The following is a 25,344-nucleotide window of genomic DNA, read 5'->3' as shown; positions in this document are numbered from 1 at the left end:
GAATAATTTAAGGAAGCTTTATAGCTGCATGCTGTTAATCATAATGTTGTGGCCTTCAGCAGGATATAGTCAGCATTTTTTTGAAAAATCTTTTACCGTTTCCTTTCCGCATAACCAATCCGGAATGGTCAGTTATATTCAGATTCCAAAGGGACTTCCCTTTATCGGTATTGTAGAAGTTTCCCTTACCGGAGGATATAATTATCAACTGAACCGTGGGCTGTTATCAAAGAGAATAGATATCGTATATGGTGGAGGGACCGTTAATACTTACCTTAGTCAGTCTTCTGAGATTGCAATTGCTTCTGAACCGCTTGCCTTACAATGGAATATCGGTGATTTTGATTCTGTTCGTTCCGTTATCCCTGTCTACCACCTGACATCATTCGGAAATGATATTTCGGTAACCATCCGTATGAATTTGCTCCATGAAAATTATATAGCTCCGCTGCAATCAGGAATCACTATGTCTGAAGCTGTTTTCGAAGCGAATACAGCAATACGTCCATACCGTTTTTTTGCGGACTCGCGTATTGGGATCGGGACTTCCGATCCGGAGTATCGTCTGGATGTAGTAGGTGGAGTACGAGCGCATGAGCTACGTGTGGAAACGACAAAAACTGCTGATTATGTATTCGAAGAAAGTTATAACTTACCGGATCTGAAGAGTGTGCAACAATTTATCAAAGAAAATGGCCATCTGCCGGATATTCCTTCAGCGGCAGAGATGCACCGGAATGGTATTAACGTAGGTGATCTTCAGATTGACCTGCTCAAAAAGGTTGAAGAGCTTACTTTATATATGATAGAATTGTCTGTTGCCAATAAGCAATTAAAAAATGAACAGACAGAAATGAAGAAGCAGATCCATAGTCAGCAGCAAGAAATAAAGAAGCTGCGAACTAACAAAAGGATACTAAAATGAGAAGAGTAATTTTCTGGCAAATCGTATTAACTGCAGTTATGGCTGTATTGGTGTCCAATGTGTATGCTCAGAATTTCAATCTGGGAAATTCAGAACATCTTCCCGGATGGTATAAATTTGGAAGACTGACCCTGCCTCAGGGAGGTGCAGATGCCCGGATCAGTATTCTTAGCGGAAAAGGATATAATGCCGATGTTCTCCAGAATGGCGAATGTTTTATTCATTTCAGAACCAGTAACGGAATTCATCATACCGATAATTTTTACGGTGCTGGTACTTATTATATTACAGGAAAAACAAAGATTATATCGGAGCTGACCATTGTACAGACCAATCAGAATACATGGGATTTCTATGCTGTTTTTCCATATTATACAGGTTTTTATGCTGTGCTAAATCTGGAATCAGTGGCAGGGCAATGGCAACCGGCTTTTGAAAAAGCAGAACCTCCTGCTCATGCTGTTAAACAGATATTGCCGGAAGAGCACACACTGCAATCTGATTTATATACTGTCGCAAAAGTAGGTATTGGCATACCCAAGCCTACAGAGCAACTGGAAGTTAACGGTAATATCCGTGCAAAAGAAATCAAGGTCGAAGCAACTAACTGGCCGGACTACGTATTTGAAGAAGATTATCAGCTGACACCCCTCCCTGAAATAGAAGCATTTATTAAAACCAATAAACATCTTCCGGATGTCCCTTCTGCTAAAAAGATAGAAGAGGATGGACTATCTGTCGGAGAAATGAACAAGCTTATGATGAAAAAGATTGAAGAGCTGACGCTGTATCTGATTGAAAAGGATACCATTATTAAGAAGCAACAGCAACAGTTGGATATGGTTCTTAAGCGATTGGATAAAATAGAAAATTATGAAAAAAAGAATTAGAATTTTGTGTACTGCACTTCTCAGTACAAGTGCTTCATGGGTAATGGCTCAATCGAATACGTTTCCAACTACCGGCTATGCAGGAATTGGTACACTTTCACCGTTGGCACCTTTAAATATTAATCTGGGTGCTGGGGGAATTAATGGGACTGTAGGGTTGCGTATTGGATCAGATAGCAATTATCCGAGCTTAGAATTAGGGATAGAAAATACTTATGATGCACAGATAAGAACATATGGAAATGATCTGAATATTTACTCCGGACATTTCAGACAACTAGGGGCAATTTCCACAGAGAACCACTCTATTAAATTCTTTACAAGTAAGATTAATTCTACAAATTGGAGTATTCCTAAAATGGTATTAAATGAAGATGGTAATTTGGGAATCGGTATTACCACACCTTCAGAGAAACTGGCTGTCAAAGGCAATATTCGTGCAAAGGAGATCATGGTCGAAGCAGCTAACTGGCCGGACTACGTATTTGAAGAAGATTATCCGCTGACATCCCTTTCTGAAATAGAAGCATTTATTAAAAACAATAAACACCTTCCGGATATACCGAAAGCAGAGATAGCTGAAAAGGAAGGAATATCGCTGGGTGAGATGAATAAACTGCTGCTTAAAAAGGTTGAGGAGCTTACGTTATACCTGATAGAAAAGGATAAGGAAATCAGGGAATTAAAAGAAATGCGCCAGGAGATAAATGAACTTAAAAATAATATGAAATAACATGAAAATGCACATAAAATACTACTTACTTGGACTCTTGCTGGCTGGGTCATCATCATTATCTTATGCACAGAATTTATTAAATCTAACCGACTGGAAGACAGGAGCTGGCTCAGCTGGAATGTTTAATCAGAATGGTCAGACGATCGAAAATACAAGAGAATGGGGAGTCGGGCCACATGCTAATCGGGTCGTACTCTGGAAAGCGAGTCCGGAAGGAAATGCTGACGGTGACGGAGGCTGGGATAGTAACCCGGTAGAAATAGATTATAAAAAAATGTATCGTTCTTCTGTTTGGATCAAAAAAACAAATTCACGCGACGGGACTACTTATTTTGGTTGTGTATCTGTTGCGGGACTCGATAATGTGGCGGATAATAATCCCTACTTCTGGCAAGGGGATCTGCCGGTACTGGACCGCTGGTATCTGCTGGTCGGATACATTCACGCTGCGGATGATCCTTCCACTCAACATTTTGGAGCAATTTACGATGGTACTACAGGAGAAAAAGTGATAGATATGGTTGATTTTAAATTTTTGCCTGGCAGCTGGCATACCAATCATCGTACATACCTCTATTATGATCCCAATATTAACGACCATCAATATTTTTATGCTCCGAGACTGGAAGTGGTAGATGGTAATGAACCAACAATAGAAGCGCTGCTGAGTATAAATAAGGGACAGAGTGAAGTTGCTTATTTCTCAGGTAAGGTAGGTATCAAAACGAATACACCTAGGGAGTATGATCTTGCCGTTAATGGGAAGATTCGTTCGCAGGAAGTCAAAGTAGAAGCCGTCAACTGGCCGGACTATGTATTTAAGCCTCAGTATAAATTACAGTCTCTGGAAGGCTTAGAAAACCATATTAAACAGTATGGTCATCTTCCTGAAGTTCCTTCTGCTAAAGTGATAGAAGAGGACGGTCTTTCGGTAGGGGAGATGAACAAGCTCATGATGAAAAAAATCGAAGAACTAACGCTGTATATTATTGATCTACAAAAACAAATTGACACGTTAAAGAAAAATTAAATTTCAAAAACATGAAAACTATCTTAGGAAAGTTAACCAGAACCGGAGTAATAGCTATGCTGTGTTATGTTGTAATGTCTGTACAGGGAGTTGCACAGACTAATACCTTTCCGGCTTCAGGTCCGGTCGGAATAGGAACAACCTCTCCAAAAGCGATATTGGATGTAGCTGCCCCTTATATTCATAATGGCCAATTGGGAACGGTTTTAGGCCGGTTGCTTGAAGGTGATGTTACAGGAGAAGGTACCTTTCTGGGCGTGCGCGGATATGGTACCCAATACAGTACGCAGTATGGGTGGAAAAGTTTTGCTCTTGAACACTCCTTTTACGGATACATTAACAGTTCTATTAATTTTCTAAGAGGGGGTGATGCGACAGGAGGTTTTCTAACCTTTAATACCTATAACAATATTGAGCGTATGCGTCTGGATGCAGAAGGAAGATTGTTATTGGGAACAACTGTTTCCAGAGGTGAACTTCTTTCCGTCAACGGTCATATCCGTGCGCAGGAGATCAAAGTGGAAGCCGCCAACTGGCCGGATTATGTATTTGAAGAACGTTATACTTTACCAACGTTATCAGATCTGGAGCTCTATATCAAAACACATAAGCATCTTCCTGAAGTTCCTTCTGCTAAGCAGGTTGCAACGGATGGAGTTTCTCTGGGGGAAATGAATAAGGTGTTACTGAAAAAAGTCGAAGAACTGACATTGCATCTTATAGAAAAAGAAAAAATTCAAAAACAGCATGAGCAGCAATTGGCTGATATGGTTGAAAGATTAAAAAAACTGGAGGAGAAATAATGAATATGAAAACTATAAAATCAGCAGGAGTAGCTCTGGGTTTACTTCTTACTCAAATAGTATCTGCACAGCAGGATTATCGGGTGCAGATTGGTTTGGATGCACCTGCAAGTGGGATAAATATGAATATGAACTTTATAGGTAGTGGTGGATGGTCCAGAGGGTATCGTATATCCAATCAGGATGGAAGCCAGACATTTATTATGTTAGGTTCATACGGTAATCATAGTAATGGGATTAGTTCTGAGAAGTTTTCTTATATCGGAAAGAACTTTGATAAAACCTATATGGTATTTCAGCCTGATGGCAATATCGGTGTAGGTACAACAGTAGTTGAGAACAACGAGGGCTGGCATAGAGCTTTTCAGGTCAACGGAGAAGGACATGCCAAGATGCTGGTGACTACAGGAGTCGTGCGAAGTGGTCTGTGGTCACATGAAAGCGGGTATTATGGAGCAGTTGCAGGAGGTATAGTCGGTACGCATACCAATCATCCCTTTTCCATTATTACAAACGGGGCTTCCAAAGTTACAGTTTTAGCTAATGGCTATACCGGTATTGGTACAACTACACCAACAGAACGCTTGGCCGTCAATGGAAATATCCGAGCAAAGGAGATCAAGGTTGAAGCAGCTAACTGGCCGGATTATGTATTTAAGAAAGACTATGAACTAAAGCCACTCTCTGAGCTTCAGTCTTACATCGAAGAACATGGTCATCTGCCGGATATGCCAAAGGCTGCAGAAGCCGAAAAGGAAGGGGTGTCATTAGGTGAGATGAATAAGCTTCTGCTTAAGAAAGTAGAAGAGCTGACGCTGTATATTCTGCAAATGCAAAAGAATAGTGAAGTACAACAAGTGCAGATAAACCAGTTATTACTTCAGAAAAAATAGAATATGAAAATCACACTTTCTCTTACCAGTTTTATAGCTTTTATGCTGCTTTGTCATTATACCCTTGCCCAGAACATTGTAAATCTCAGTGATTGGGTGCCGGGTACCGGAAGTACTGCTTTTTTGGAGGTGCATGGAGATCCAGGTAACAGTATAAGAGAATGGGGTGTCGGACCCTATGGTAACCGCGTAATATTATGGAAAGGAGTTGGGGGAATAAATGATGCGAATGCGGGATGGAATTCCAAACCTTTTGAAATCGATCATCGGAAAATGTATCGATTTACGGTCTGGTTGAAGAAAACGAATTCTACAGATGGTTACAGTTACTTTGGTTGTCGGAATGTAAATACACTTAATAATGTACCTGATGCTAATCCTTATTTCTGGTATGGTGATTTACCCGAACTGGATAGATGGTATCTGGTCGTTGGCTATATTCATGGAAGTGCTGATCCGTCAACAACATATTACGGAGGTATATACGATGGTGTCACAGGAACCAAGGTCGCCGAAATACAGGATTTTAAGTTTCCTGATTTAGCCACCACTACTTTACACAGAACTTATCTTCATTACGATACTAATCCAAATGATCGTCAATATTTTTACGGTCCCAGAGCAGAAGTTGTAGATGGTAATGAGCCGACCATAGAAGCACTTTTGGGAATCAATAAAAGTCAGGCTGATGTAGCCTATTTCTCCGGAAAAGTTGGTATCAAAACCAGTACCCCGCGGGAGTATGATCTGGCAGTAAACGGTAAAATCCGTTCACAGGAAGTCAAAGTAGAAGCTGCCAACTGGCCGGATTATGTATTTAAGAAAGACTATGAGTTGAGATCGCTTTCCGAGCTTCAGACTTACATCGAAGAACATGGTCATCTGCCGGATATGCCAAAGGCTGCAGAAGCCGAAAAGGAAGGTGTGTCATTAGGCGAAATGAACAAACTTCTACTGAAGAAAGTAGAAGAGCTGACGCTTCATCTTATTGAAAAGGAAAATCAGCTGCAGCAACAGAATAAACGTATTTCTGAAATTGAGCAACAACTGAACAGAATAAACCTAAAATAGAATCTGATGAAAAGTAACCATATTTTATACACTGTTATCTCAATTGTTTGTGTTTTTTTAACACAATATGAAACACGAGCACAAGGCCCGGCAGGGCAAAAGCCTGAAGTAATTCGTTTACCTGATCCGCAACCACCAAATGCTGCAGAACTTGGGAAGTATGGGGTGTATCCTGCAGCAGAATACACTGGTGTACTTCCTGTTTCCATCCCTTTGTTTGAAATTTCAGTTGGAGGCAAGAGCCTGCCATTCAGTTTAAACTACCATGCTTCAGGGATCAAAGTTAGTCAGAGAGAGACAGAAGTTGGATTAGGGTGGAGCCTATCATGACGAAAAATAATACGGACAAGACATTAGATAAATATAAAAATAAGTGATGATAAAATATGAAGAATTATTAATTGGGGTAGGACTGCTTTTGATATCAATATTTATTTTTAAAGTTTTTATAAAAGGAAAGAAATCTCCTGTTTATGATGAAACAAGAACAGATATATTGCCCAGTAATTATATACGGTTATGGATTTCAATAGTATGTTGGTTGTATAATTTGCGGCCTGTATTTCGTTATGAAATTTTTTAATTAATTACATGGAACTTTCGTATTTAATAAGCATGTTTATTTCTGCTTTCTTTATAGCAGCAGGACTTATGGTTCGATATTCTGTATATGATGGTTGGTCTGCACTCAAAAAATATTGGTTTTATTTTATTGTTATAGGCGTAATTCGCTTATTATACGATTTCTATAAATATTTTTGTTTCTGATTACCCCCGGAATAGGTATTATTCACGTTAAATAAAATGAAAATTATACGGATATCGTGAAAAGCTTATACAAATTAATTTTAAAGTAGATTCTACTCTTCTTCCTAACGTACTCATGTGAATAAGAGTCTGCAACTATGGTAAAAATAATAAATACAGCCTACCAAAGAGATGATTACTAGTCGTTTGGCTTGCAGAAATCCCCAAATCCTGTATATGGAAATAATAAGTATCCTTATCAGCCACAGTGGGCTGACAAGTGTTGGCGAAGAGAAACAGGAGGAAAAACTTTAAATGTTAAAGATCATAGTTCCCAAGATGATGGACCTATTATAGAAATTTATAACCCAACAACAAAACATAAGGAAACAAAATTTACATATTAATTATGAATGATTTTATAAAATGGGAACCTATTATTACTCCAATTCCTAAAGATTTGTATTTTGTAAGTTTATCGGATAGTGAAGGTATACTCACCATTCGGTTAGCAGAAATGGAGGATAATAAAATATTAGAATTTAATATTAAAGGAGTAATGGCGTATCGAGTTGTTGATGAGGGAGCTCGATTAAAAACATTATATGAAAACTCATCCTACAGGAGATTTGTAACCTCTGATAATTCCAGTTATTTAAAATGGTTTCATATGGAAAGTAGGGAAATGTTTGAGGATTGGGGACTGAAACACTATTCAATAGGAAATGTTAACAATATAATAGATATTATTTGTGGAAGTGATATAGTAGTGAAATGGAAATGATAAGTATTGTAATTACTTTCCGATAATCTGGGAATTGGCTAATAAGAACAGGAGGAGTTAAGCGGCCAGTACGATTACAGGGCTAGGTTATATGATGCGGAGATTGGACGATGGAATGTGGTGGATCCGTTGGCGGAGCAATACAGAGATTGGTCTCTATATAACTAAACTATTAACAATCCGATATACTTTATCGATCCTGATGGGATGGCTGTTGAGGAAATCGAGGGAAGATTCAAGTATACCAAAGAAGATGCTGTAGCTATGTTCAGTCAATTGAAAAATGAATATTTGGATCAGAATGAACAAGACCCTCCAAAAAAGAAACTTTTGAAACAAGAATTTGAAAAATAAAAATCTATACAATGGCAAAATGAAACATTATTAGTATTTAATAAAGCACTATTAGAAATTCGGACATTATTTGCGGGTTTTGGAGCTGATAAATCTTTAAAAACTACAAAAGGAGTGGGGGCAGGTAATTACTATAATTAAAATTGGAAATTAATATGCAGTTCAGCAAACATCAATCTAGACTTTGGCGTAAAATGATTGGATTAATCGCAGGTTTTCGTACTGGAAAACTATTTTTTTTTGATTTGGTAAACGAATTAGAAGGAGCATTATATGCAGGAGAATTTAAGGATCAAGATCTTATTATGAAATGGTATGATTTCTGGACACCTTTGGAAATTTTAAATGCAACAAAAGGAAATAGTGTGACTCTTGAAGATGCTGATAAATACTTATTACAAATGGAAGTGTTTTTAGAGGAGAAATTGATTTTTATTATTGAATAATATTTTAAATAATAACATTTAGTAGTGAATAAATAAAATTAGCCTACTAATGGCAAAGAATTGGTTGGCGATATTGTTAAAAACCCTCTAACCGCGTCAAGAAATATCGGAAAGCTTTAAAAAAGAAAAAGTAGCAAAAGACAAAATTAAAAAGGGGACACTCATGGTATTTGAATGCCACTTATAACAACAAGAAGAAGCAAAGTAAATTAGTATTTTGAAATATTAGACTATAAATTTAAGAAGTTGATGAAAAATGAAATGCCAAATAAAATCTTGCTAAAAGGAATTTTGATTGTTTTCTTATTGAGGGAAGTGATTGATTTTAGTTTTCAGGCATCTAAGATTTTAACACTTTTGTTTTCGGAAAATTTGGATATTTGGAAAGTAGTTTTCTTTGGCGTAATTAGCTTTGTTATTATTGGCGAAATAATATTTGTGAAGTTTGTGCCTAAAATAAAAATAAGTCTAATACTTATTTCATTATTAATCCTGTTATCATTAAACAAAATAACAGATTTTGTAGAACCTTTGTTTTTAGAATATGTAGGAATTGATTACAGAAAGATTAGACCATATGAAAAAATGTTGGAATTTTACCCTTCAAGAATATTTCAAATACATTATTATTTAATCTTAATTTATGTAAGCTACGTGATATATCATAACAGAAAGTTAAAAAGATAAATAGTTAGAATCATTGTTGTGCGATATTACTTTTACCCTAATTTATCTAGGACAGCTGAAATGAAAATCATCCGGAATCCTTGCGATATTCAGAAAATTGTTTTTTTTAATTCCTGAATATCACAGTCTAGATAAATAAAAATATGCAAACAAAGGACTTCAACAGATAACTGGTTCTTTAGAATGAGCTATCAGAGAATAAAACGTATTATTTAAACTTAAAAATAAGGATAGTAAAGTATGAATTTCATTTTGATTATTCTAAAAACTATTACTCATCTGGAACATCGGAAGGTACATGGCGATCAGAATCAGACCGACCACTAATCCGAGAAAAATAATAATAAAAGGTTCCAGTAAATTGGAGATAGTGGAGGTACGGTATTCTACTTCTTCGGTCAATTGATCAGCTATTTTTTCAAAGAAAAAATCCAGTCGGTTTACTTCCTCTCCAACCTTGATAAGCTGTACGATCTTGGCCGGATAGAAGGAAAACTTACCTAATGACTGGTGTAGTGATTCTCCTCGCATAATAAGTGCTTCAGTCTGCCGTAAAGAGTCTTCAATAGGATAGAAGTCCGCCATTTGCTGTACAAGCTGTATAGATGTTAGTAATGGTGTATTTGTACTGACCAAAAGGCGCATAGTATTGGCAAATCTGGCCAGATGTATCTTGCGTATAATATCCCCGAATAGAGGTAACTTAAGCAGTACTTTGGCATAACCTTTTCGCCACCACAGCTTCTTACGGTTGACATAGGCAATAATGATTACAGTAAAAACAATCAGGATAAATCCCCAGAATGTCTGATCCAGAAAATTAGAAACCTTGAGTATAAAAGCCGTGATCCAGGGGAGCTGACCACCAAATCGGGTGAAGACATCTGCAAACATAGGCACAACGAATTTCAGCATAAAGAATACAGCTCCTATTGAAGTTGAAAATACAATAGCTGGATAAGTTAGCGCGGATACAATCTTGCGACGCTGGCTGATCTTATTTTTATAAAACTGAGCCAGTTCTTTCAGGACCTGCCCTAATTTGCCTGTTTCTTCTCCGATCCTGATGCTGTAATATTCATAATCACTGAATTTACCTGTCTTACGTATGGCTTCAGAAAGTGCATCTCCTTTCAGTACTTCATCTTTTATGCCGGTAAAAATTTTTCCATTCTTGGATTTTTCTTTTTCCAGTAAAACCAGATCAAAGGATGTCCTCAGGTCTACTCCTGACAACAGAAGCGTGCTCAGTTCAAGGTAAAATTCTTCTTTTTTACGATCCGGTAACTGACCATCTCCAAAACTGATATCCTTGTTCATAAACGACCATATGCTTGCTTCCTGATCAGTAACAGGTCGTCCCGCAGTTGTCGTTTTTTTCTTTTTCTTGTATTGGGAGATGTCAATATTCGGCATAGTCGTGTTAATTAAAAGAGTATTGCAGATTTTCTATACGCATCAGCTGCTGTGCCGTATAGTTCTTAGATAAGGATTGACTCCATGTTTGTTTTTCCTGCTGCAGCTGTAAGGAAAGTCTGTTGATCAGATTTGGGTCGGGTAATTTGGGACCTTCAAATTCAGCTTTGTGTTCCAGTACTTTCATCTGAAAAGTATCTGTACGAAGATTATATTGGTTTCGTAAGATATGATTTGCAGAGAGTGTATATTTTATCTCTCCGCTGCTATCCTGTATTGTTAACCGTTCATCTTCCAGATAAATAGCTCTTGCATGGTCAAAATCCCGGACAAGCAGATGCTGTAAAAGCTCTGCCTGAAACTGCTCATTTTTCTTTTGCTGCTGTTCATGTGACAGATTCATAAACAATTGAAACGTATAATAGCAGAGACCGATTACTACAGCTGCTATAAGCATTGCTATCGTAATCTCAATCAGGGTAAATGCTTTTAACTTATCCTTATTCATCTCTGTTCTCTTTTAATACCACTAAACTGTCCAAAATAAGATCGCTGTGAGGATGTCGGGCAGAAGCCGTTATTCTTTTTAATCGGGGATAATCCTGACTGGCCACAATACGAATGGTATAGGCAATACTGTCTCTGATGATATGTTCTTCCGTTGTGACAGGGTACTTTTCATATTCTTTTTGCAGATCCTTGAGTTGCATTTTTATCTGCTGCTGTGTCTGGCTTCGGGATGCTTTGTTTATATTAGCGAATATAACCATTCCTGCTGCAAATACAGACATAATAATCAGTAATGCAATCAGCACCTCCACCAGAGTAGATGCCCGTAAAGATATATTCATCTTATTGACCATTGTTCAGCGACTGAAGAAGTGAAGCAGAAACTGTTTTCTGTGCAGGATCCCATAAAAAAGAGCGAAGGTAGTACGGACTTAATTTCTTGCGGTCCAGGGTCAGATCGATAAGGAAGTTTTCATAAATGGAAGCCGGTGTTTTGACAAGAAAACGATAACAATAAGTAGTCCCTATAAACTGTACAGGCTTTTCATACTGCAACATGCCGTATACAAGCATATCACCTGAAATTATAGATTCTTTTCCTATCGAGACAACAGCTGGTACAGGCGATCGTTTATCTTCATAATAGAACACTGTTCCTTCGATACGACATTTCTTACCAATACGTATCTGAGGTTTTGAATCTTCTTTTGACGATTTTACAATCCCCAAGACAGATGGAAATTGCAGATGTACCTCATCTTCTACCATAATGGAGTCCAAAGCAAAGAATTGGGCACTGCCCTTAAAACCTTTTTCAATGTTGATGGATCGCGCTACAATTATGGCATTGTGAATAGCCGAATTGGAGGAGATATGTAAAGTGCTGTCCACTACTAAAATGACATGTCCGGATATATTGTCTGCAGTCAGTTTCAGTGCTTCCATACTTCTGTATTGTGCTGCAGACCTGTAGAAGGATTCCTTTAAACTGCCTGACGGAATAGAAGCTAAATCTTCATTATCCAGCAGATCATATAATTGCTGTATATGATCCAGCCGTTTCTTTTGTAATTTGGGAAGTTGACGTTCGCTGTCTTTCTTTTTTCCCTGTACAATATCTTTATGTCCGGAATAATATTTGCCATCCACATAGGCTGGCTGAATTCCGGCTTTAGGAAGCTGAACATTTCCCACAATGTCGGTTTTGCCACTTACAGATATCGGCCGGTCTTCATCCGCTACATACAGAACAAGACTATCCTGCAATGGTATACCCATCATAAAAACTCTCTGAAGAGTGTCTTTTTGAATATAGCTTCTGACATATCCGATATCAAATATTCCCCATTGCTGCTTGTTCACCGAAATGGAGTCTCCGGAATACAATACAGAATGCAGAACACTGTCTCCGGAGGTATATGGAAAATCAAGCGTTTGCATAATGGTGATACCAGCTTCCAGTTCCTGTTGAAGAAGATCATAACGGTTGAATCGTGCTGTCTGATCTCTGAAGAAGAAGGCCAGATAAAGCATAGATCCCAGAATAAGCGTTATGATCAGCGAGATAATAATTGCCAGATGTAATGCTGCGGCCTTCAGCATAATTATTTCTGTTTGGGTTCTTTATTTTTATTAAACAGTTTACCGAATGTACGACCAAGATAACTGCCGGACTTCCGGAATAGATTGCTGTTGGTGTACTCTTCCTCGGAGATGGATTTTCCTTCGTTGTAGTACTGTACAGATGTACTGTCTGATCCGGAAAATAGCTGGATAGCACCGTGCAATTTTCCGTTTTTCAGTTCTCCTTTCTTTTCCTGTTTGCCATCGGAGTTATATTGGACAAATGCACCTGTTTCTATACCTTCTACCCAGTTGGATTCTTTAGTCAGCAGACCTTCAGCAGACCAGCTACGCCATAAACCATTTCTAAGGCCAAACTTAAAAATACCTTTCTCAGCGAGATTTTTATTGGGATAATAGCGGGTATACTCTCCGTCGAGAAGTTTGCCGCTGAATCCTCCGGCAGTACGTGTTATTTTATTAGAGGCATACCAGGAATATATTCTGTCAGATTTTGAATTTATTCTTTTGTCTTCCGCAAAAAAAGTCTGCTTTGACCCGTCTTCACCGTTTATGGTAAAACGGTTATATTGTACCTCTTGTCTTTTCTGCGCTCCCGATGATAAAACCAGAGAAAGGCCGAGCAAGGTTAAATAAATTCTAATCTTCATCTTTATATATAATTTTGGATTCGCCGTCTACCTGAACTTTTACAAAAGTGCTTTTGATCTGTAGCACTTTTACACCCTGTAATTGATCTCCCGCATTGGCCATATGTTGTTTCCCCTGTATAGCCAGGATGGCTGTTGCATTTCTGCCATTTTCATTTTCGATGTAACCCAGATAATCTACTTTAGTCTGTGGAAGTACAGGAGCCGGAGTAAAATAAGGAGCAGGATTAGTGCTGGTTACAGCTGGTGCATCTATATTTTCCTGAGGAATATCCATGCCTCTGAGCATAGGGTCTTCATAATCCAGAGTCAGCAGTACATCATCTTTGATCCGGTAATAGTTGAGATTGACAGTTTCATTTTCTATTGTTGAAGCCCGTATAACAGCAGTTGTATTGTCTTCAGATACTGAAGCGAATATGGTGTAGATAATATAGCCCCACAGTGCGATCACTACAATAATGAGTCCATATGTCAGTGCTTTGTTTTTCATTTAATTCTTTGCCTTGATTTCCAGCTTGCGGTAAGTGTAAATCCCTACGCTGCCATTATTTTCCGGCCGTACACGCCATGTGTAAGCTCCTGCTTTGAGTGGCAATCTGGCTTTATCTCCTGCAACCAGTGTATCGATAACATCACTTCCGACCTTTTCAAAATCCGGACTTACTATCTGTAGTCTGTAAGCTTTGGCATCCTGATGTGTGTTCCACCAAAATGTAATCAGTGTATCTGCAGTAGAAAAATTGTCTGCAGGACCAAGAAGAGCTACCTGTTCCTTCTCTAAAGGGTACTCTATAAAATCAGCACATGAGCTAAACAAAGCTATAGCAGCGATAAGGAATGGTATCTTCATATTCGGGTTAATATTATTTCATAAAGATAAGAAATTTGATGAATAGGGGTGAATAGTTAAGGGGTTATTTTTTGAAATGTAGCATCTGTAAGGGTTGTGGTATTTCTTTTATTTTAAATTTTGTTTTACTTTAGTTGTAATTGCGTTATATTTGTTTTGTTTAAGTAATATTTTTTTCGTAGAATTTTTATTGCTATTTGTTTCTTAAGAAATTTACTATAAATAATACCCGTACCTAAATGTATATATCATATCGGCTTTAGGAAGCTAACGGTATTGATTATGATCAATTATATCTGGATGTATTTTGACTTTTTATTGAAATAAATTATTAATTGCTATTATGTTAAATGTCATACTAAAAATGGTGTTAAAATCTATTTTATGTTACAATAAAATACGTATTTATCTATCGGTTTGTTTATTGATTTTATGTTGTTATCCGATATATGGTCAGCAACAAAAGGTTGTAAATCCTGTTTCTATTCCACCTTCTCCTGATGCAGCAGGATTGGGCGTCTTCGGAGAATATAAAATGGATAATAATTCTGGAAAAACCAATCTTACTATCCCTTTATATGAATTGAGAACCTCCAGATTCAGGTTACCTATTACCTTAAATTATGTTGCATTTAATGGAGTCCGGGTTGATGAAAGATCAGGATGGACAGGTTTAGGTTGGGTATTGGATTTAGGTGGAGCTGTTTCCAGAACAATAAACGGAGGTGATGATTTTGGACCTACAGGATTCAAAAGTATCGGACTCCGATCTGTGGAAAGTATAGTACGTGAGGGTGCAACCCAAAATAATCTGAATTACTTAAAAAGGATTGAAGAGGGTTATGAGGATACAAAACCGGACAATTTCTATTTCAATATAAATGGTCGGAGTGGCAAATTTATATTTACTCCCGGAGGTCAGGTCGAGATGATAGAATCTAATGCTGTAAAGGTAAAAGAGGATAATGGAAATAGTTTTATCCTGACAGATGAAGATGGGAATGAATATCAGTTTTATGACAAAGAATACGTATCGGCTTATTTTCGTGGGGATGTACCTCTTCCCAGCGGTTGCTCTACATGGTATCTTTCCAAAATGATATCTGCTGATAAAACAGATACTATAAAGTTTGAATACATAAGTGATTCCTATCCGACACAGGAATATTCACATAGTTTTTCGCAAAGTTATCAGGCAGATGATAATTGTACCGGCATATATAATCTGGGACCTGAAATCAGTGGAATGACAACCCGGAAATACACTTCATTGAGACTTAAAAAAATCAGCTTTAGTTTAGGTTATATTGAACTTACTTCTGTAGATCATCGTGAGGATGGAGGTGGAAGGAAATTAAGTAAAATGGAGGTTTACGCTGTAAACCCTAACTTAAGTAGGTACGAAAAGATCAGAACAATAGATTTTCATACCGATTATTTTACAGCAAATGAAAATGTGACGAACAGTTTCTTGAAAAAAAGATTGAAACTGGATTCCCTTACAATAGATCAAGACCAGAAATATCGTTTTGACTACAGTGAAATAAAATTGCCTGCAGTAAATAGTTTTGCTCAGGACGAGTGGGGATACTATAACGGACAACTGACAAACACATCATTGTTAAAAGCAAGACAAGATATAGTGAATCAGAATATAGTCAATGTCGGATCTGCGAAAAGAGATATCTCCTCAGCCCATATAGAAGCCGGAATACTTAAGAAGGTTACTTATCCAACAAAAGGATATTCCGTGTTTGAGTATTCAAACAATCAGTTTGTCAAAAGTTACAGAAAGCAGTCAAATGAATACATATCCTGTGTCGCAAATGGAGATATGACTCCGGTTAATTCACTTACATTTACTATGCCAGAGCGTTTAACAGGTCCCGCCATAATGACTGTTAATATCCGGAAGTTTGCAGATTTGCCGGGAGTCAACAGCAGACCGTTTATACGTTTAACTGATTTAACTACAAATCAGGTTATTTTTGTAATGGGTGGAGATCCTCATAATGATCTTTTGCGAAACGACGTTGCTCCATTGATAGCCGGAAGAAAGTATCAGCTTTATGCCGAGGCTATCGGAAACAGGAGAGCATTTGCTGAGATTACAATAAAAATCCCCGTTGAACAGGATGTTAAAGAAATCGGGGAAGGTTTTGGACTGCGAGTACGGAGAATAGTTAACTATAATGCTGATAATAGTATAGCTGTAGCTAAAGATTTTAGATATGGACAGCAGGAAGAAGGAACCGGAATAATTATTTCAGCACAGTTTAATAAAATAGGCTATGCATATACCGGAGAATATATTACGGGAAGTTCGGGCGGTTTTGGAGGTTGTACAAGATGTAATACTAAAAGAAAGGTTTATCTGGGAAATTCTTTTTATAATCTGAGTTCTTTTAGCGGAAATCCGATTTGTTATGAAGAGGTAGCCGAATACACCACAAATATGAATAAAGCAAATGGTAAAATGGTTTCAAAGTATACTGTTTTTACGGATCGTGGTCTATATGGATCCCCTATATACCCTAATACTATATATCAGATTCCGTTTTCATGGCCAAATGGTAAAGTAGAGTCAGTTTCTGTATTTAAGGAGATTAACGGCTCTTATGTACTCACTAAAGAATCCCTATATGATTATGAGAATGTTGAAAGGTCTGTAGGAAAAGGAATTGAGATTGGAAAAGGAGTCGTCAGAGGGGGCTGTGCTGATCAATTTGTTGCACTAACTGATCAATATTCAGATTATTATATTTTTGATTACCCTATTTATTCTGGTGTAAGAAGATTGAAAAATATATGGGAGAAAAATTATGATAATTTCAGTAATCCACTAACTTCCAGTACAAATCTTTTTTATAATGATAAATATCAGGTCATAAAAAAGATTGTCAACCGAAGTGACGGAACAAGTTATTCAGAAGAGAATACATATACTTCAGATGTAGAAGGAACTGGAAATAGTATAGTAAATAACATGATTCAGCGAAATATGCTGAATTCAATAATTGAAAAAAAGACCGTTTTTTCTTCAAATTTCATTTTAGATAAATATAATTACGTTAATCCCTATCCTCATTTTTTTGTTCTGGGTAGCGTAGAGTCGCGTAATCTGAAAAATAATATTTATGAATCCCTATTATCTGTTAATAAATATTCCGGGAATGCTAATGTGATGTCTTACAAAAGGAATGACGGCATCTATACCATATACCTATATAGTTATAGAGGTTCATATCCCATTTTTGAGATTAAAAATGCAGATATCAATACTGTAGTTTCTGTTATGGGCGGAAATGAAATTTTAAAAGATCTCGAAAATAAAATTCCGTCTGATCAGGAACTTAAGTTTGTCTCTGATTTACTCCGTAATAATTCCAGATTAAGCAATTCTCAGATCACTTCTTATACCTACAAGCCCCTGGTCGGCATGACAAGTAAGACCGATGCCAGAGGGCAGACGGAGTATTATCAATATGATGGTTTGCAACGGTTGCAGCACATTCTGGATCAGTTTCAGCAGCTCAGACAGAGCTACCATTACCATTACCGCCCTTAATAAGTCCGATTATGAAAAGACAGCTTTTATCCACGATATTAACCTTATCAATCCTGCTAACCCTATCAACGGTTAAGGGACAAAATACGGGTCTGATTCTGACCAGCTACAGCGGTCAGAGTCAGATCAAAGCCAGTGGGAGTGTTACCCTGAAGCCGGGCTTCCATATCCCTTCAGGCAGTACGGTACGGATCTATACCAGCAGCAGCCTGCAGACACATCCGGTTTTACAAACCCAGCCGAGTGGTAACCAGAATTATATCCTGACACGTACCTTTCGCAAGGCAGGGGTGACGCTCGCAAACTTATCCCAGTCCCGCACCGTAGAAGAGGAGAACCAGACAGTACAGTACTTTGACGGCTTAGGCCGGCCACTGCAGAGTGTACAGGTCATGGCTTCCCCTACCCACAAGGACATCGTACAGCATACAGAGTACGACGGTTTCGGCAGAGAGAGCAAAAAGTATCTTCCTTATGCCACTTCTGCAAGCATGGATGGCAGCTATAAGCCCACAGCCGGAGTGGATGTAATGAATTTCTATAATCCTACCTCCGGTTGGGATGCAGCAGTAAAGAAAACAGGCTATCCCTATTCGGAAACCCAGTTTGAGAACAGTCCGCTGAACCGGGTGCAGGCTCAAGGCTCACCCGGCGAAGCCTGGCAGCTGAGTTCAGGCCATACCGTACGTACAGACTATGGCACCAATGAAACTAATGATGTGAAACTATGGCAGCTCAATGCATCCGAAAACGGCGCCACAGCCACTTATTACCAACCGGGCAGGCTATATAAAACCACCATCAAGGATGAGAACTGGAGCAGTGGCAAGAGTGGCACCGTAGAAGAATACAAAGACTTTGATGGAAGAGTAGTCCTGAAACGGGTGTGGGAAACAGATAGCAAAAAACTGGAGACGCATTATGTCTACGATGACTTCGGCGATCTTCGCTATGTGGTCCCTCCTGCAGTAACTGTAAACACATTCAGTGAAGATGCTGCAGACCCCAGCTACGATGCATACATCTATGGTTATAAATATGACGGACGCAGACGCTTGACAGAGAAAAAGATCCCGGGCAAAGGAAAAGAAGAGCTGGTGTATAATAACAATGACCAAATAGTACTGAGCCGTGATGCCAACCGCAGAGCAGCCGGAGAATGGCTGTTCAGCAAATACGATGCATTCGGCCGGGTGATTATGACCGGTATCTATACCAGCACAGAGAGTGCAGCTGCGCTTACTGCCCAGATCAACAGCAATGGCCAGACAGCAGGCCGGCTTTGGGAAAACCCGACAACCACAGATCAGGGGTATACCAATGCTGTCTTTCCGACGAATATTGCGTATTACCATACGATCCACTACTACGACCGGTATGACTTTCCGGAGAACAGCTTTGGCGCTCCTGCAGGAAATCAGGCTTCCGGAGCAAGGGTCAAGACCTTACTGACCGGCACCAAAACCACCACCCTGGGCACAGGTACTATGCTGCTGACCACCCACTATTATGACGACTATGGCAGAATAATCCAGAGCAAGAGTCAGAACCATATTGGTGGTACAGATATCACGGACAACAGCTACAGCTTCACCGGAGAACTGGAAAGCAGCATCCGCAGACATACCGTTAACGGACAAACCACTACCATAATAACCACCAACGAATACGACCATATAGGTCGTCTGGTCAATAGCAGACAACAGATCAACAGTCAACCAGAAATTACCTTACTGGCCAACAGTTACAATGAGATCGGACAGCTCAAGACAAAGACAGTAGGAGCAGATCAACAGGGAAATAACCCTGTGAATACGACAGATTACCGGTACAATGAGCGGGGATGGATGACAAACACTACTTCACCTCACTTTAGTCAGCAGCTCAGTTATCAGGATCCGGTCAAAGGAGCAGCAGCACAATGGAACGGCAACATCTCCGAACAGCAATGGGGGCAGACGACAAGCCTCAATCAGCACTTTGTGTACAGTTATGATAAACTGAACCGGTTGACCACTGGAAGCAGTCCTACATCCGGCATGTCTGAAATCCTGAACTACGACGATATGGGTAATATCACCCAACTTACCCGTGATGGATCCGGGATCAGCTACAGCTATACCGGCAATAGACTAAATACCGTATCGGGTGGTATCAATGGCAGCTACAGCTATGATGAAAACGGCAATGCAAAGACCGACCGTATGGGAATGAATCTGAGCTACAATCACCTGAATCTACCACAGCAGGTGACAGGAGCAGGGAACACGATTACCTACCTGTATGATGCAGGTGGCAATAAACTTCGAAAAACAGCAAACACCACGGGAGAGCGGGATTATGCCGGCGGAATAGAATACCAGAATGGAGTAATCAAGTTGATCCATACTGCAGAAGGGGTAGCCTACCGAAATGCAAACGGCACTTATACTTATCGTTATAACCTAATGGATCACTTGGGCAATGTCAGAGCCACCATCTACCGGAATCCGAATACAAATGCAGTGGAGGTACTGCAAAGAGATGATTACTATCCATTTGGGTTACAGAAATCCCCAAATCCGGTATATGGAAATAATAAGTATCTTTATAATGGGAAAGAGAAACAGGAGGAGTTAGGTGGCCAACTGGACTATGGAGCCAGATTCTACGACCCTGTGATTGGAAGATGGAATGTTGTGGATCCTAAAGCAGAACTAGTTGAAATGTCTTCATCTTATGTTTATGCATTAAATAGCCCCGTTAACTTTATTGATACGGATGGTGAATTGCCGATCTACATTAATGGAAATACAGACAGTGACAGTGAACGAGGAAATAAATCTTATTGGGATGTACAATTATTGAGAACGATTGCAAGTTCAGGAATACCCAATCCTGGAGGTCAAGTCTTATTCGTTGATGGGAATAGAGGAGGCGTAATTCGCAATAGAGAGAGGGTTATGAGTAATTACTATGCAATTGGAGCAACTGACAGGTTTAATGGGGGACAAAATGCCGCAAGGGCGGACTTTCAGAAAATTCTCTCTATGTTAGAGCGAGATCCTCTGAGTGGTAAAATTACAGAGAAAATTCAAATTTATACGCATAGTAGAGGGGCTGCATTTGGAGCTGGCTATACTGATGCTCTTTTAAAGCTAATTAAGAAAAATGCAGATCAATTTACAGATCCAAACAATGTTATTGACTATGTGTTGAACTTGGCACCTCACCAATCAAACTCTATAGATGCCCCCAATGAAGTAAATTCATTTTCTATCGATCATAATTGGGATATGCTCTCAGGAAATGATATGGGAAATAATACAAGTTTTAGAACTAGTACAGAAGCAGGACAGGTAAAAAACTCTCATAGAAATAAAACCTTTACAACTGAGGTCGGTGCATTTATAAAAGCGTATCAGAAAAGCAAGGGAGATAATAGTAAATTAATAAACGATTTTATTAACCAAATGAAGTCTTACGGGATAAAAGTAACGGTAAATTAATAATCATATGAAAAAAATATTTTTTTATATACTTTCAATAGTATTGAATGTTGGAGTATATATTCTTTTATCCATCATTGATGTATTAGTAGATTTTTTAGTTTTTGGTACGGGAGCAACAAATAATAGATCTTCATTGTGGCTATCACTTTGCTTTTTGCTTCTACAGATCTTGATATTGCTATTCCTATACAAAAAGAAAATACTTGTAAAAAATCTGGCCTTATTAATTTCAAACATACTGATTACGGTTTGTCTATTCCTATATTTTGTGGTATATCTAGCTAATAATTGACAGGCTGCTGGAGTGTGTCACTGTGTTATAAAAAGCAATAAGTTTCGTAAAACAGCAAACACCATCGGACAGCGGGATTATGCAGGAGGAATAGAATACCAGAACGGAGCGATTGAGTTGATCCATACTGCAGAAGGCGTGGCCTACCGAAATGCAAACGGCACTTATACTTATCGTTATAACCTGACGGATCACCTGGGAAATGTCAGAGCTACCGTCTACCGTAACCCAAGTACAAATGCAGTGGAGGTACTGCAAAGAGATGATTACTATTCGTTTGGGTTACAGAAATCCCCAAACCCTGTATATGGAAATAATAAGTATCTTTATAATGGGAAAGAGAAGCAGGAGGAGTTAGGTGGCCAACTGGACTATGGAGCCAGATTCTATGACCCTGTGATTGGAAGATGGAATGTTGTGGATCCGTTGGCGGAGAAGATGCGTCGTCACTCATCTTATAACTATGCTTTTGACAATCCGATTAGGTTTATTGATCCAGATGGAATGGGACCAACAGATATTGTGTATTTTAATAGAAAGGGACAAGAAACAAGCCGAGTTATCTCAAAAACTGAATTTAAAACTTATGTGAAAGATTCGGATGGTAATTATCAACTAGTTACAATGCCTAATGTTATAACAGGTAAAGGCGGTTCTAATACAACAGGGTCTGTTTATCAAAAATACGATTACCAAATAGCGGCAAGTACAGCTGTATTCAATATGGATAAAAACGAAGGTTCTCTATCATTGGTGACTGATGGAGGGAAATCAATACCATCATCTGCTACATCTCAAATACCTGATCTAGATCCTACTACGGTAAAAGCTATTGCAATGCAAGAATCTGGTGTTGGCACAGGGGCGGAGGCGAATGAGAAAAAAGATATTATGCAGGTTAATAATGGTGTTAGTAATTTTGCAGATTATAGCCCTTATAAAGCGAATTATGGTCTTTCAAAAGGGGTTGTACCTGGTCCTGTTACATCAATTAATGCGGGTATAAAAGATTTAGCAACCAAAGGCTTTAAGGGTGGAGTCGGATATAACCCTAAAACTGATCAAATGAGTTTTAAATTTCAGGGATGGGATAAGGCTATTAATAACTACAACGGAGGTGGCGCTGCTAAATATGGACAGGACTATCTGAAATCTATAAAAGATATGATCAGAAGCTCTGTAAAACCAAGCCCACAAAACTATTAGAATTATGAATAAGCTTTTAATGGTGTTTATTTTGCTTTGTTTGTCTTGTTCTGGACTCTCTCAAGATAAAGAAGATATTGTATTGTCTGTTTTATCCAAAGGCGTTATTGGTGAGACTTTTAAGTTCAATCTGAGCGATAAGGAGGGTTATATTAATGAAGCCTCTATAACTTATTTAGGCAAAATTGATACAAAAACCGAAGGGAAATATTATGTAGTTACATCGGGTCGTGTATGGGGCCCTAATAATCATACTACAGGTGCTGTTTTGTTATATGATAGTAAAAAACAATACTTTGGGAAGTATGTGTTGGGAGCAATAAGTGATTTGCCTATGAAGTTAGACAAGAATGAACTGTTCTTTTATAACACAAATAAAAATGACTGTGACCAATCTTTAGTCACCAAAATTGATTTTTCTGAAGTTCCTAAGAATATCTTCATAAAATGTAATGGTGAATTGGGGGATGTTTATGAACTTAGCTTAGACTCCTTATAAAAGAAATAGTTCTCTGGAATATGGGGGCAGGGTAACACCTCTGAATAAAGCCATTTCTTATTCTTCCGGAAACAATCTGGAGAAAGTTAAACTACTGGTAGATGAAAGAGCTGATATTAATTTCTATAATGATTGGTATAGTTATACTCCTCATTTGCCTCTTTCTGACGCAATTACACATGAACGATTCGATATAGCACTCTATCTACTGGAGAAAGGAGCGAAATATGATGGTATTATGTACAAGACTGTACAAGGAGATTCTATTTACATACTTGGTACTTTAAGGCGTAAGATAATCGATATGAACACGGATGAATACCAGAAAAAAAAACAGGTTATCACTTTTTTAAAGTCAAGAGGGGTGGATTATTCACAGGAGCCTGTTCCTGCTTATATCCTTAGGGATATAAAAAAGGAATATCCTGACAGTTGGGAGGAATATGTAAAGAAGTATTAAGATCAAAAGTTCCCTTACTGGCAGGAATACTTTGGTTTATGGGCTGTCTTAATCTAATGTATCAATCTGATAAACAGGTTCTTATTGCTTTCTGGACTTTGTGTTCGCATGAGACTAAAGTTGTACAGATGTTTATCAGAGTGGATCCTTTGGCGGAAAAGATGCGTCGTCACTCACCTTATAACTATGCTTTTGGCAATCCGATTAGGTTTATTGATCCTGATGGGATGGAAAGTAAAGATTGGATTAAATGGAAATCAGAAAAAGGAACAACTTACTACACCTATGACAGGAATGTAACAAGTGTTGCTCAGGCAAAAGATAAAGGATATGCAAACGTAGATTGGGTCAAAGAATCTGCTAATGTGGCTACAAGATCCGGAAGCTCTTATAATATGAACAAGGGAGGATCTCTCACAAAAGATGGAAGTTCAGGAAATATTAATTTATCAGAGGGTGGCGCAGTTGCTAATGGAGGTGCTGTTCGAATCAATACAGCTAAATCCGGAGCTCAACAGATAGGAGAACCTATTAGTGCTCTTGGTGATGCCACATCAACTGTTGGAGATATAACAACTTATAGTGGTCTTATATCTTTACAACCTGAAATTGTGGTGGTTGGAGAATCTGTTGGTACTATTGGGTCTTTAGTTGAAGTGTTTGGTAATGTAATTTCTAATGAATTTTCACGAAGTAGTATTGTTAACGGTGGTGTTAAGTTAGGAGTTCAGTTCGCTTTTGGTGAACTTGGAGAACAGGGTGTTAAAGCTACGAGAAGAGTCGTCGGTGATGCAGCAGTGAAAAAGGGAGAGAATATGATTGTGGAAAGTATCATAAAAGAAACGGCTGATGTATGGAATAGATTGTTTGATAAATCAAAGGAAAAATAGTATAAATGGAATTTAAATATTTGATATTGGGTCTTTTAATGATTATAAGTGGTTCTTTTTTTGCTTATAAAAATTTGTTCTATAAAGTGTACGATGATCCGATGATAGCAGGTGAGAAAGCTAAGAAATTTTTTTCTGCATTGGGTTTGATAATATTAGGTATTATACCTGTAATTAGTGAGATTTTTAAGTAAATAACGTATAATTATTAGGTGTAGAGGTACTGCAGAGAGATGATTACTATTCGTTTGGCTTGCAGAAATCCTCAAGCCCGGTATATGGGAATAAACAAGATCAGAATTAGAAGAATTGGCTCGAAAGGAGGATCAAGTTGCAAAAAACGAAAAAAATTAGTTGATCAAATACCTAGATTACTGGATAAAACAAGAATAAATGATAGATATAATTAAATATAAAGATCGACTTCTAAACTCTGAAGAGGATATAAGTAAGTTAATTGATGATCTTGAAGCAAAAAAGGAAGATGATAGTTCCTTTTTTAGTTTCATTCAAGAAATAGATGAGAAGTATTTGCTCAATCATAAAATATGCCTGTTGA

Annotated in this window: 25 protein-coding genes; 18 read left to right on the top strand and 7 right to left on the bottom strand. The window is 38.2% G+C overall.

Translation table 11 applies throughout. The features are described 5' to 3' along the window. Positions 1-28 precede the first annotated feature (28 nt). From B4B65_RS19245 to B4B65_RS19190, 12 genes are all read left to right on the top strand, one after another. Positions 29-925 carry a hypothetical protein gene (locus B4B65_RS19245; protein ID WP_293918001.1) on the top strand — a complete coding sequence of 299 codons (897 nt, stop codon included), beginning with the start codon at positions 29-31 and terminating at the stop codon, positions 923-925. Continuing rightward, complete coding sequence (locus B4B65_RS19240) at positions 922-1,815, top strand: hypothetical protein (RefSeq protein ID WP_293917999.1); 894 nt, start codon at positions 922-924, stop codon at positions 1,813-1,815. Before B4B65_RS19245 ends, B4B65_RS19240 begins: the two co-directional genes overlap by 4 nt. Continuing rightward, positions 1,799-2,548, top strand: a complete 750-nt coding sequence (locus tag B4B65_RS21660) for a hypothetical protein (protein ID WP_313271031.1) — start codon at positions 1,799-1,801, stop codon at positions 2,546-2,548. The genes B4B65_RS19240 and B4B65_RS21660 overlap by 17 nt, the downstream gene beginning before the upstream one ends. Before the next feature lies 1 nt (position 2,549). Further along, entirely contained in the window at positions 2,550-3,581 is a 1,032-nt protein-coding gene (locus tag B4B65_RS19230) for a hypothetical protein (RefSeq protein WP_293917997.1), read from the top strand. An 11-nt stretch (positions 3,582-3,592) separates the two neighbouring features. Then, entirely contained in the window at positions 3,593-4,384 is a 792-nt protein-coding gene (locus B4B65_RS19225) for a hypothetical protein (protein ID WP_293917995.1), read from the top strand. A 5-nt stretch (positions 4,385-4,389) separates the two neighbouring features. Beyond that, the gene (locus B4B65_RS19220) at positions 4,390-5,277 is read left to right on the top strand and encodes a hypothetical protein (protein ID WP_293917993.1); all 888 of its coding nucleotides are present in this window, start codon (positions 4,390-4,392) and stop codon (positions 5,275-5,277) included. Positions 5,278-5,280: 3 nt separating this feature from the next. Then, positions 5,281-6,348 (top strand): tail fiber protein, encoded by a 1,068-nt coding sequence (locus B4B65_RS19215; protein WP_293917991.1) that lies wholly within the window; start codon positions 5,281-5,283, stop codon positions 6,346-6,348. 6 nt (positions 6,349-6,354) lie between these two features. Beyond that, on the top strand, positions 6,355-6,678 hold the full coding sequence (locus B4B65_RS19210) for a hypothetical protein (RefSeq protein WP_293917989.1): 324 nt from the start codon (positions 6,355-6,357) through the stop codon (positions 6,676-6,678). Positions 6,679-7,504: 826 nt separating this feature from the next. Then, positions 7,505-7,879, top strand: a complete 375-nt coding sequence (locus B4B65_RS19205) for a hypothetical protein (RefSeq protein ID WP_293917987.1) — start codon at positions 7,505-7,507, stop codon at positions 7,877-7,879. A gap of 207 nt (positions 7,880-8,086) precedes the next feature. After that, a complete protein-coding gene (locus B4B65_RS19200; protein ID WP_293917985.1) occupies positions 8,087-8,233 on the top strand; it encodes a hypothetical protein in 147 nt (48 codons plus the stop codon). A gap of 155 nt (positions 8,234-8,388) precedes the next feature. After that, entirely contained in the window at positions 8,389-8,679 is a 291-nt protein-coding gene (locus B4B65_RS19195) for a hypothetical protein (protein ID WP_293917983.1), read from the top strand. A 249-nt stretch (positions 8,680-8,928) separates the two neighbouring features. Continuing rightward, positions 8,929-9,366 (top strand): hypothetical protein, encoded by a 438-nt coding sequence (locus B4B65_RS19190; protein ID WP_293917981.1) that lies wholly within the window; start codon positions 8,929-8,931, stop codon positions 9,364-9,366. A 261-nt stretch (positions 9,367-9,627) separates the two neighbouring features. On the opposite strand, the gene B4B65_RS19185 is transcribed toward B4B65_RS19190, so the two are convergent. From B4B65_RS19185 to B4B65_RS19155, 7 genes are read right to left on the bottom strand one after another with little or no spacing between them, the layout of a single operon-like run. Next, entirely contained in the window at positions 9,628-10,782 is a 1,155-nt protein-coding gene (locus B4B65_RS19185) for a type II secretion system F family protein (protein ID WP_293917979.1), read from the bottom strand. Positions 10,783-10,789: 7 nt separating this feature from the next. Beyond that, complete coding sequence (locus B4B65_RS19180; protein ID WP_293917977.1) at positions 10,790-11,290, bottom strand: type II secretion system protein; 501 nt, start codon at positions 11,288-11,290, stop codon at positions 10,790-10,792. After that, complete coding sequence (locus B4B65_RS19175; RefSeq protein WP_293917975.1) at positions 11,283-11,633, bottom strand: type II secretion system protein; 351 nt, start codon at positions 11,631-11,633, stop codon at positions 11,283-11,285. The genes B4B65_RS19180 and B4B65_RS19175 overlap by 8 nt, the downstream gene beginning before the upstream one ends. A gap of 1 nt (position 11,634) precedes the next feature. Further along, positions 11,635-12,894, bottom strand: coding sequence for a hypothetical protein (locus tag B4B65_RS19170; RefSeq protein WP_293917973.1), 1,260 nt, complete (start codon positions 12,892-12,894; stop codon positions 11,635-11,637). 2 nt (positions 12,895-12,896) lie between these two features. Continuing rightward, entirely contained in the window at positions 12,897-13,526 is a 630-nt protein-coding gene (locus tag B4B65_RS19165) for a toxin-antitoxin system YwqK family antitoxin (protein ID WP_293917971.1), read from the bottom strand. After that, a complete protein-coding gene (locus B4B65_RS19160) occupies positions 13,516-14,019 on the bottom strand; it encodes a hypothetical protein (RefSeq protein ID WP_293917970.1) in 504 nt (167 codons plus the stop codon). The genes B4B65_RS19165 and B4B65_RS19160 overlap by 11 nt, the downstream gene beginning before the upstream one ends. Then, positions 14,020-14,379 (bottom strand): hypothetical protein, encoded by a 360-nt coding sequence (locus B4B65_RS19155; RefSeq protein ID WP_293917968.1) that lies wholly within the window; start codon positions 14,377-14,379, stop codon positions 14,020-14,022. It lies immediately after the preceding gene. 535 nt (positions 14,380-14,914) lie between these two features. On the opposite strand from B4B65_RS19155, the gene B4B65_RS19150 reads away from it, so the two are divergent. The 6 genes from B4B65_RS19150 (at position 14,915) to B4B65_RS19125 (ending at position 24,785) form a co-directional block, all read left to right on the top strand. Beyond that, positions 14,915-17,947 carry a hypothetical protein gene (locus tag B4B65_RS19150; RefSeq protein WP_293917966.1) on the top strand — a complete coding sequence of 1,011 codons (3,033 nt, stop codon included), beginning with the start codon at positions 14,915-14,917 and terminating at the stop codon, positions 17,945-17,947. Positions 17,948-17,958: 11 nt separating this feature from the next. Further along, positions 17,959-21,435, top strand: a complete 3,477-nt coding sequence (locus B4B65_RS19145) for a DUF6443 domain-containing protein (protein ID WP_293917964.1) — start codon at positions 17,959-17,961, stop codon at positions 21,433-21,435. Positions 21,436-21,742: 307 nt separating this feature from the next. Next, positions 21,743-22,936, top strand: coding sequence for an RHS repeat domain-containing protein (locus tag B4B65_RS21720; protein ID WP_409590174.1), 1,194 nt, complete (start codon positions 21,743-21,745; stop codon positions 22,934-22,936). A gap of 4 nt (positions 22,937-22,940) precedes the next feature. Next, on the top strand, positions 22,941-23,435 hold the full coding sequence (locus tag B4B65_RS19135; protein WP_293917962.1) for a hypothetical protein: 495 nt from the start codon (positions 22,941-22,943) through the stop codon (positions 23,433-23,435). A gap of 154 nt (positions 23,436-23,589) precedes the next feature. Continuing rightward, on the top strand, positions 23,590-23,895 hold the full coding sequence (locus B4B65_RS19130) for a hypothetical protein (RefSeq protein WP_293917960.1): 306 nt from the start codon (positions 23,590-23,592) through the stop codon (positions 23,893-23,895). A gap of 56 nt (positions 23,896-23,951) precedes the next feature. Continuing rightward, positions 23,952-24,785 carry a hypothetical protein gene (locus B4B65_RS19125; RefSeq protein ID WP_293917958.1) on the top strand — a complete coding sequence of 278 codons (834 nt, stop codon included), beginning with the start codon at positions 23,952-23,954 and terminating at the stop codon, positions 24,783-24,785. The last annotated feature ends 559 nt before the right edge of the window (positions 24,786-25,344 follow it).

It is taken from the genome of Sphingobacterium sp. UBA5789 (assembly GCF_002418355.1).
Lineage (GTDB): Bacteria > Bacteroidota > Bacteroidia > Sphingobacteriales > Sphingobacteriaceae > Sphingobacterium.
This window is presented reverse-complemented; position numbering and strand designations above follow the sequence as displayed.

Coding starts and splice junctions, on each gene's coding strand:
- B4B65_RS19245 (WP_293918001.1), top strand. CDS start 29: ATGCTGTTAATCATAATGTTGTGGCCTTCAGCAGGATATAGTCAGCAT.
- B4B65_RS19240 (WP_293917999.1), top strand. CDS start 922: ATGAGAAGAGTAATTTTCTGGCAAATCGTATTAACTGCAGTTATGGCT.
- B4B65_RS21660 (WP_313271031.1), top strand. CDS start 1,799: ATGAAAAAAAGAATTAGAATTTTGTGTACTGCACTTCTCAGTACAAGT.
- B4B65_RS19230 (WP_293917997.1), top strand. CDS start 2,550: ATGAAAATGCACATAAAATACTACTTACTTGGACTCTTGCTGGCTGGG.
- B4B65_RS19225 (WP_293917995.1), top strand. CDS start 3,593: ATGAAAACTATCTTAGGAAAGTTAACCAGAACCGGAGTAATAGCTATG.
- B4B65_RS19220 (WP_293917993.1), top strand. CDS start 4,390: ATGAAAACTATAAAATCAGCAGGAGTAGCTCTGGGTTTACTTCTTACT.
- B4B65_RS19215 (WP_293917991.1), top strand. CDS start 5,281: ATGAAAATCACACTTTCTCTTACCAGTTTTATAGCTTTTATGCTGCTT.
- B4B65_RS19210 (WP_293917989.1), top strand. CDS start 6,355: ATGAAAAGTAACCATATTTTATACACTGTTATCTCAATTGTTTGTGTT.
- B4B65_RS19205 (WP_293917987.1), top strand. CDS start 7,505: ATGAATGATTTTATAAAATGGGAACCTATTATTACTCCAATTCCTAAA.
- B4B65_RS19200 (WP_293917985.1), top strand. CDS start 8,087: ATGGCTGTTGAGGAAATCGAGGGAAGATTCAAGTATACCAAAGAAGAT.
- B4B65_RS19195 (WP_293917983.1), top strand. CDS start 8,389: ATGCAGTTCAGCAAACATCAATCTAGACTTTGGCGTAAAATGATTGGA.
- B4B65_RS19190 (WP_293917981.1), top strand. CDS start 8,929: ATGAAAAATGAAATGCCAAATAAAATCTTGCTAAAAGGAATTTTGATT.
- B4B65_RS19185 (WP_293917979.1), bottom strand. CDS start 10,782: ATGCCGAATATTGACATCTCCCAATACAAGAAAAAGAAAAAAACGACA.
- B4B65_RS19180 (WP_293917977.1), bottom strand. CDS start 11,290: ATGAATAAGGATAAGTTAAAAGCATTTACCCTGATTGAGATTACGATA.
- B4B65_RS19175 (WP_293917975.1), bottom strand. CDS start 11,633: ATGAATATATCTTTACGGGCATCTACTCTGGTGGAGGTGCTGATTGCA.
- B4B65_RS19170 (WP_293917973.1), bottom strand. CDS start 12,894: ATGCTGAAGGCCGCAGCATTACATCTGGCAATTATTATCTCGCTGATC.
- B4B65_RS19165 (WP_293917971.1), bottom strand. CDS start 13,526: ATGAAGATTAGAATTTATTTAACCTTGCTCGGCCTTTCTCTGGTTTTA.
- B4B65_RS19160 (WP_293917970.1), bottom strand. CDS start 14,019: ATGAAAAACAAAGCACTGACATATGGACTCATTATTGTAGTGATCGCA.
- B4B65_RS19155 (WP_293917968.1), bottom strand. CDS start 14,379: ATGAAGATACCATTCCTTATCGCTGCTATAGCTTTGTTTAGCTCATGT.
- B4B65_RS19150 (WP_293917966.1), top strand. CDS start 14,915: ATGGATAATAATTCTGGAAAAACCAATCTTACTATCCCTTTATATGAA.
- B4B65_RS19145 (WP_293917964.1), top strand. CDS start 17,959: ATGAAAAGACAGCTTTTATCCACGATATTAACCTTATCAATCCTGCTA.
- B4B65_RS19135 (WP_293917962.1), top strand. CDS start 22,941: ATGAATAAGCTTTTAATGGTGTTTATTTTGCTTTGTTTGTCTTGTTCT.
- B4B65_RS19125 (WP_293917958.1), top strand. CDS start 23,952: ATGTATCAATCTGATAAACAGGTTCTTATTGCTTTCTGGACTTTGTGT.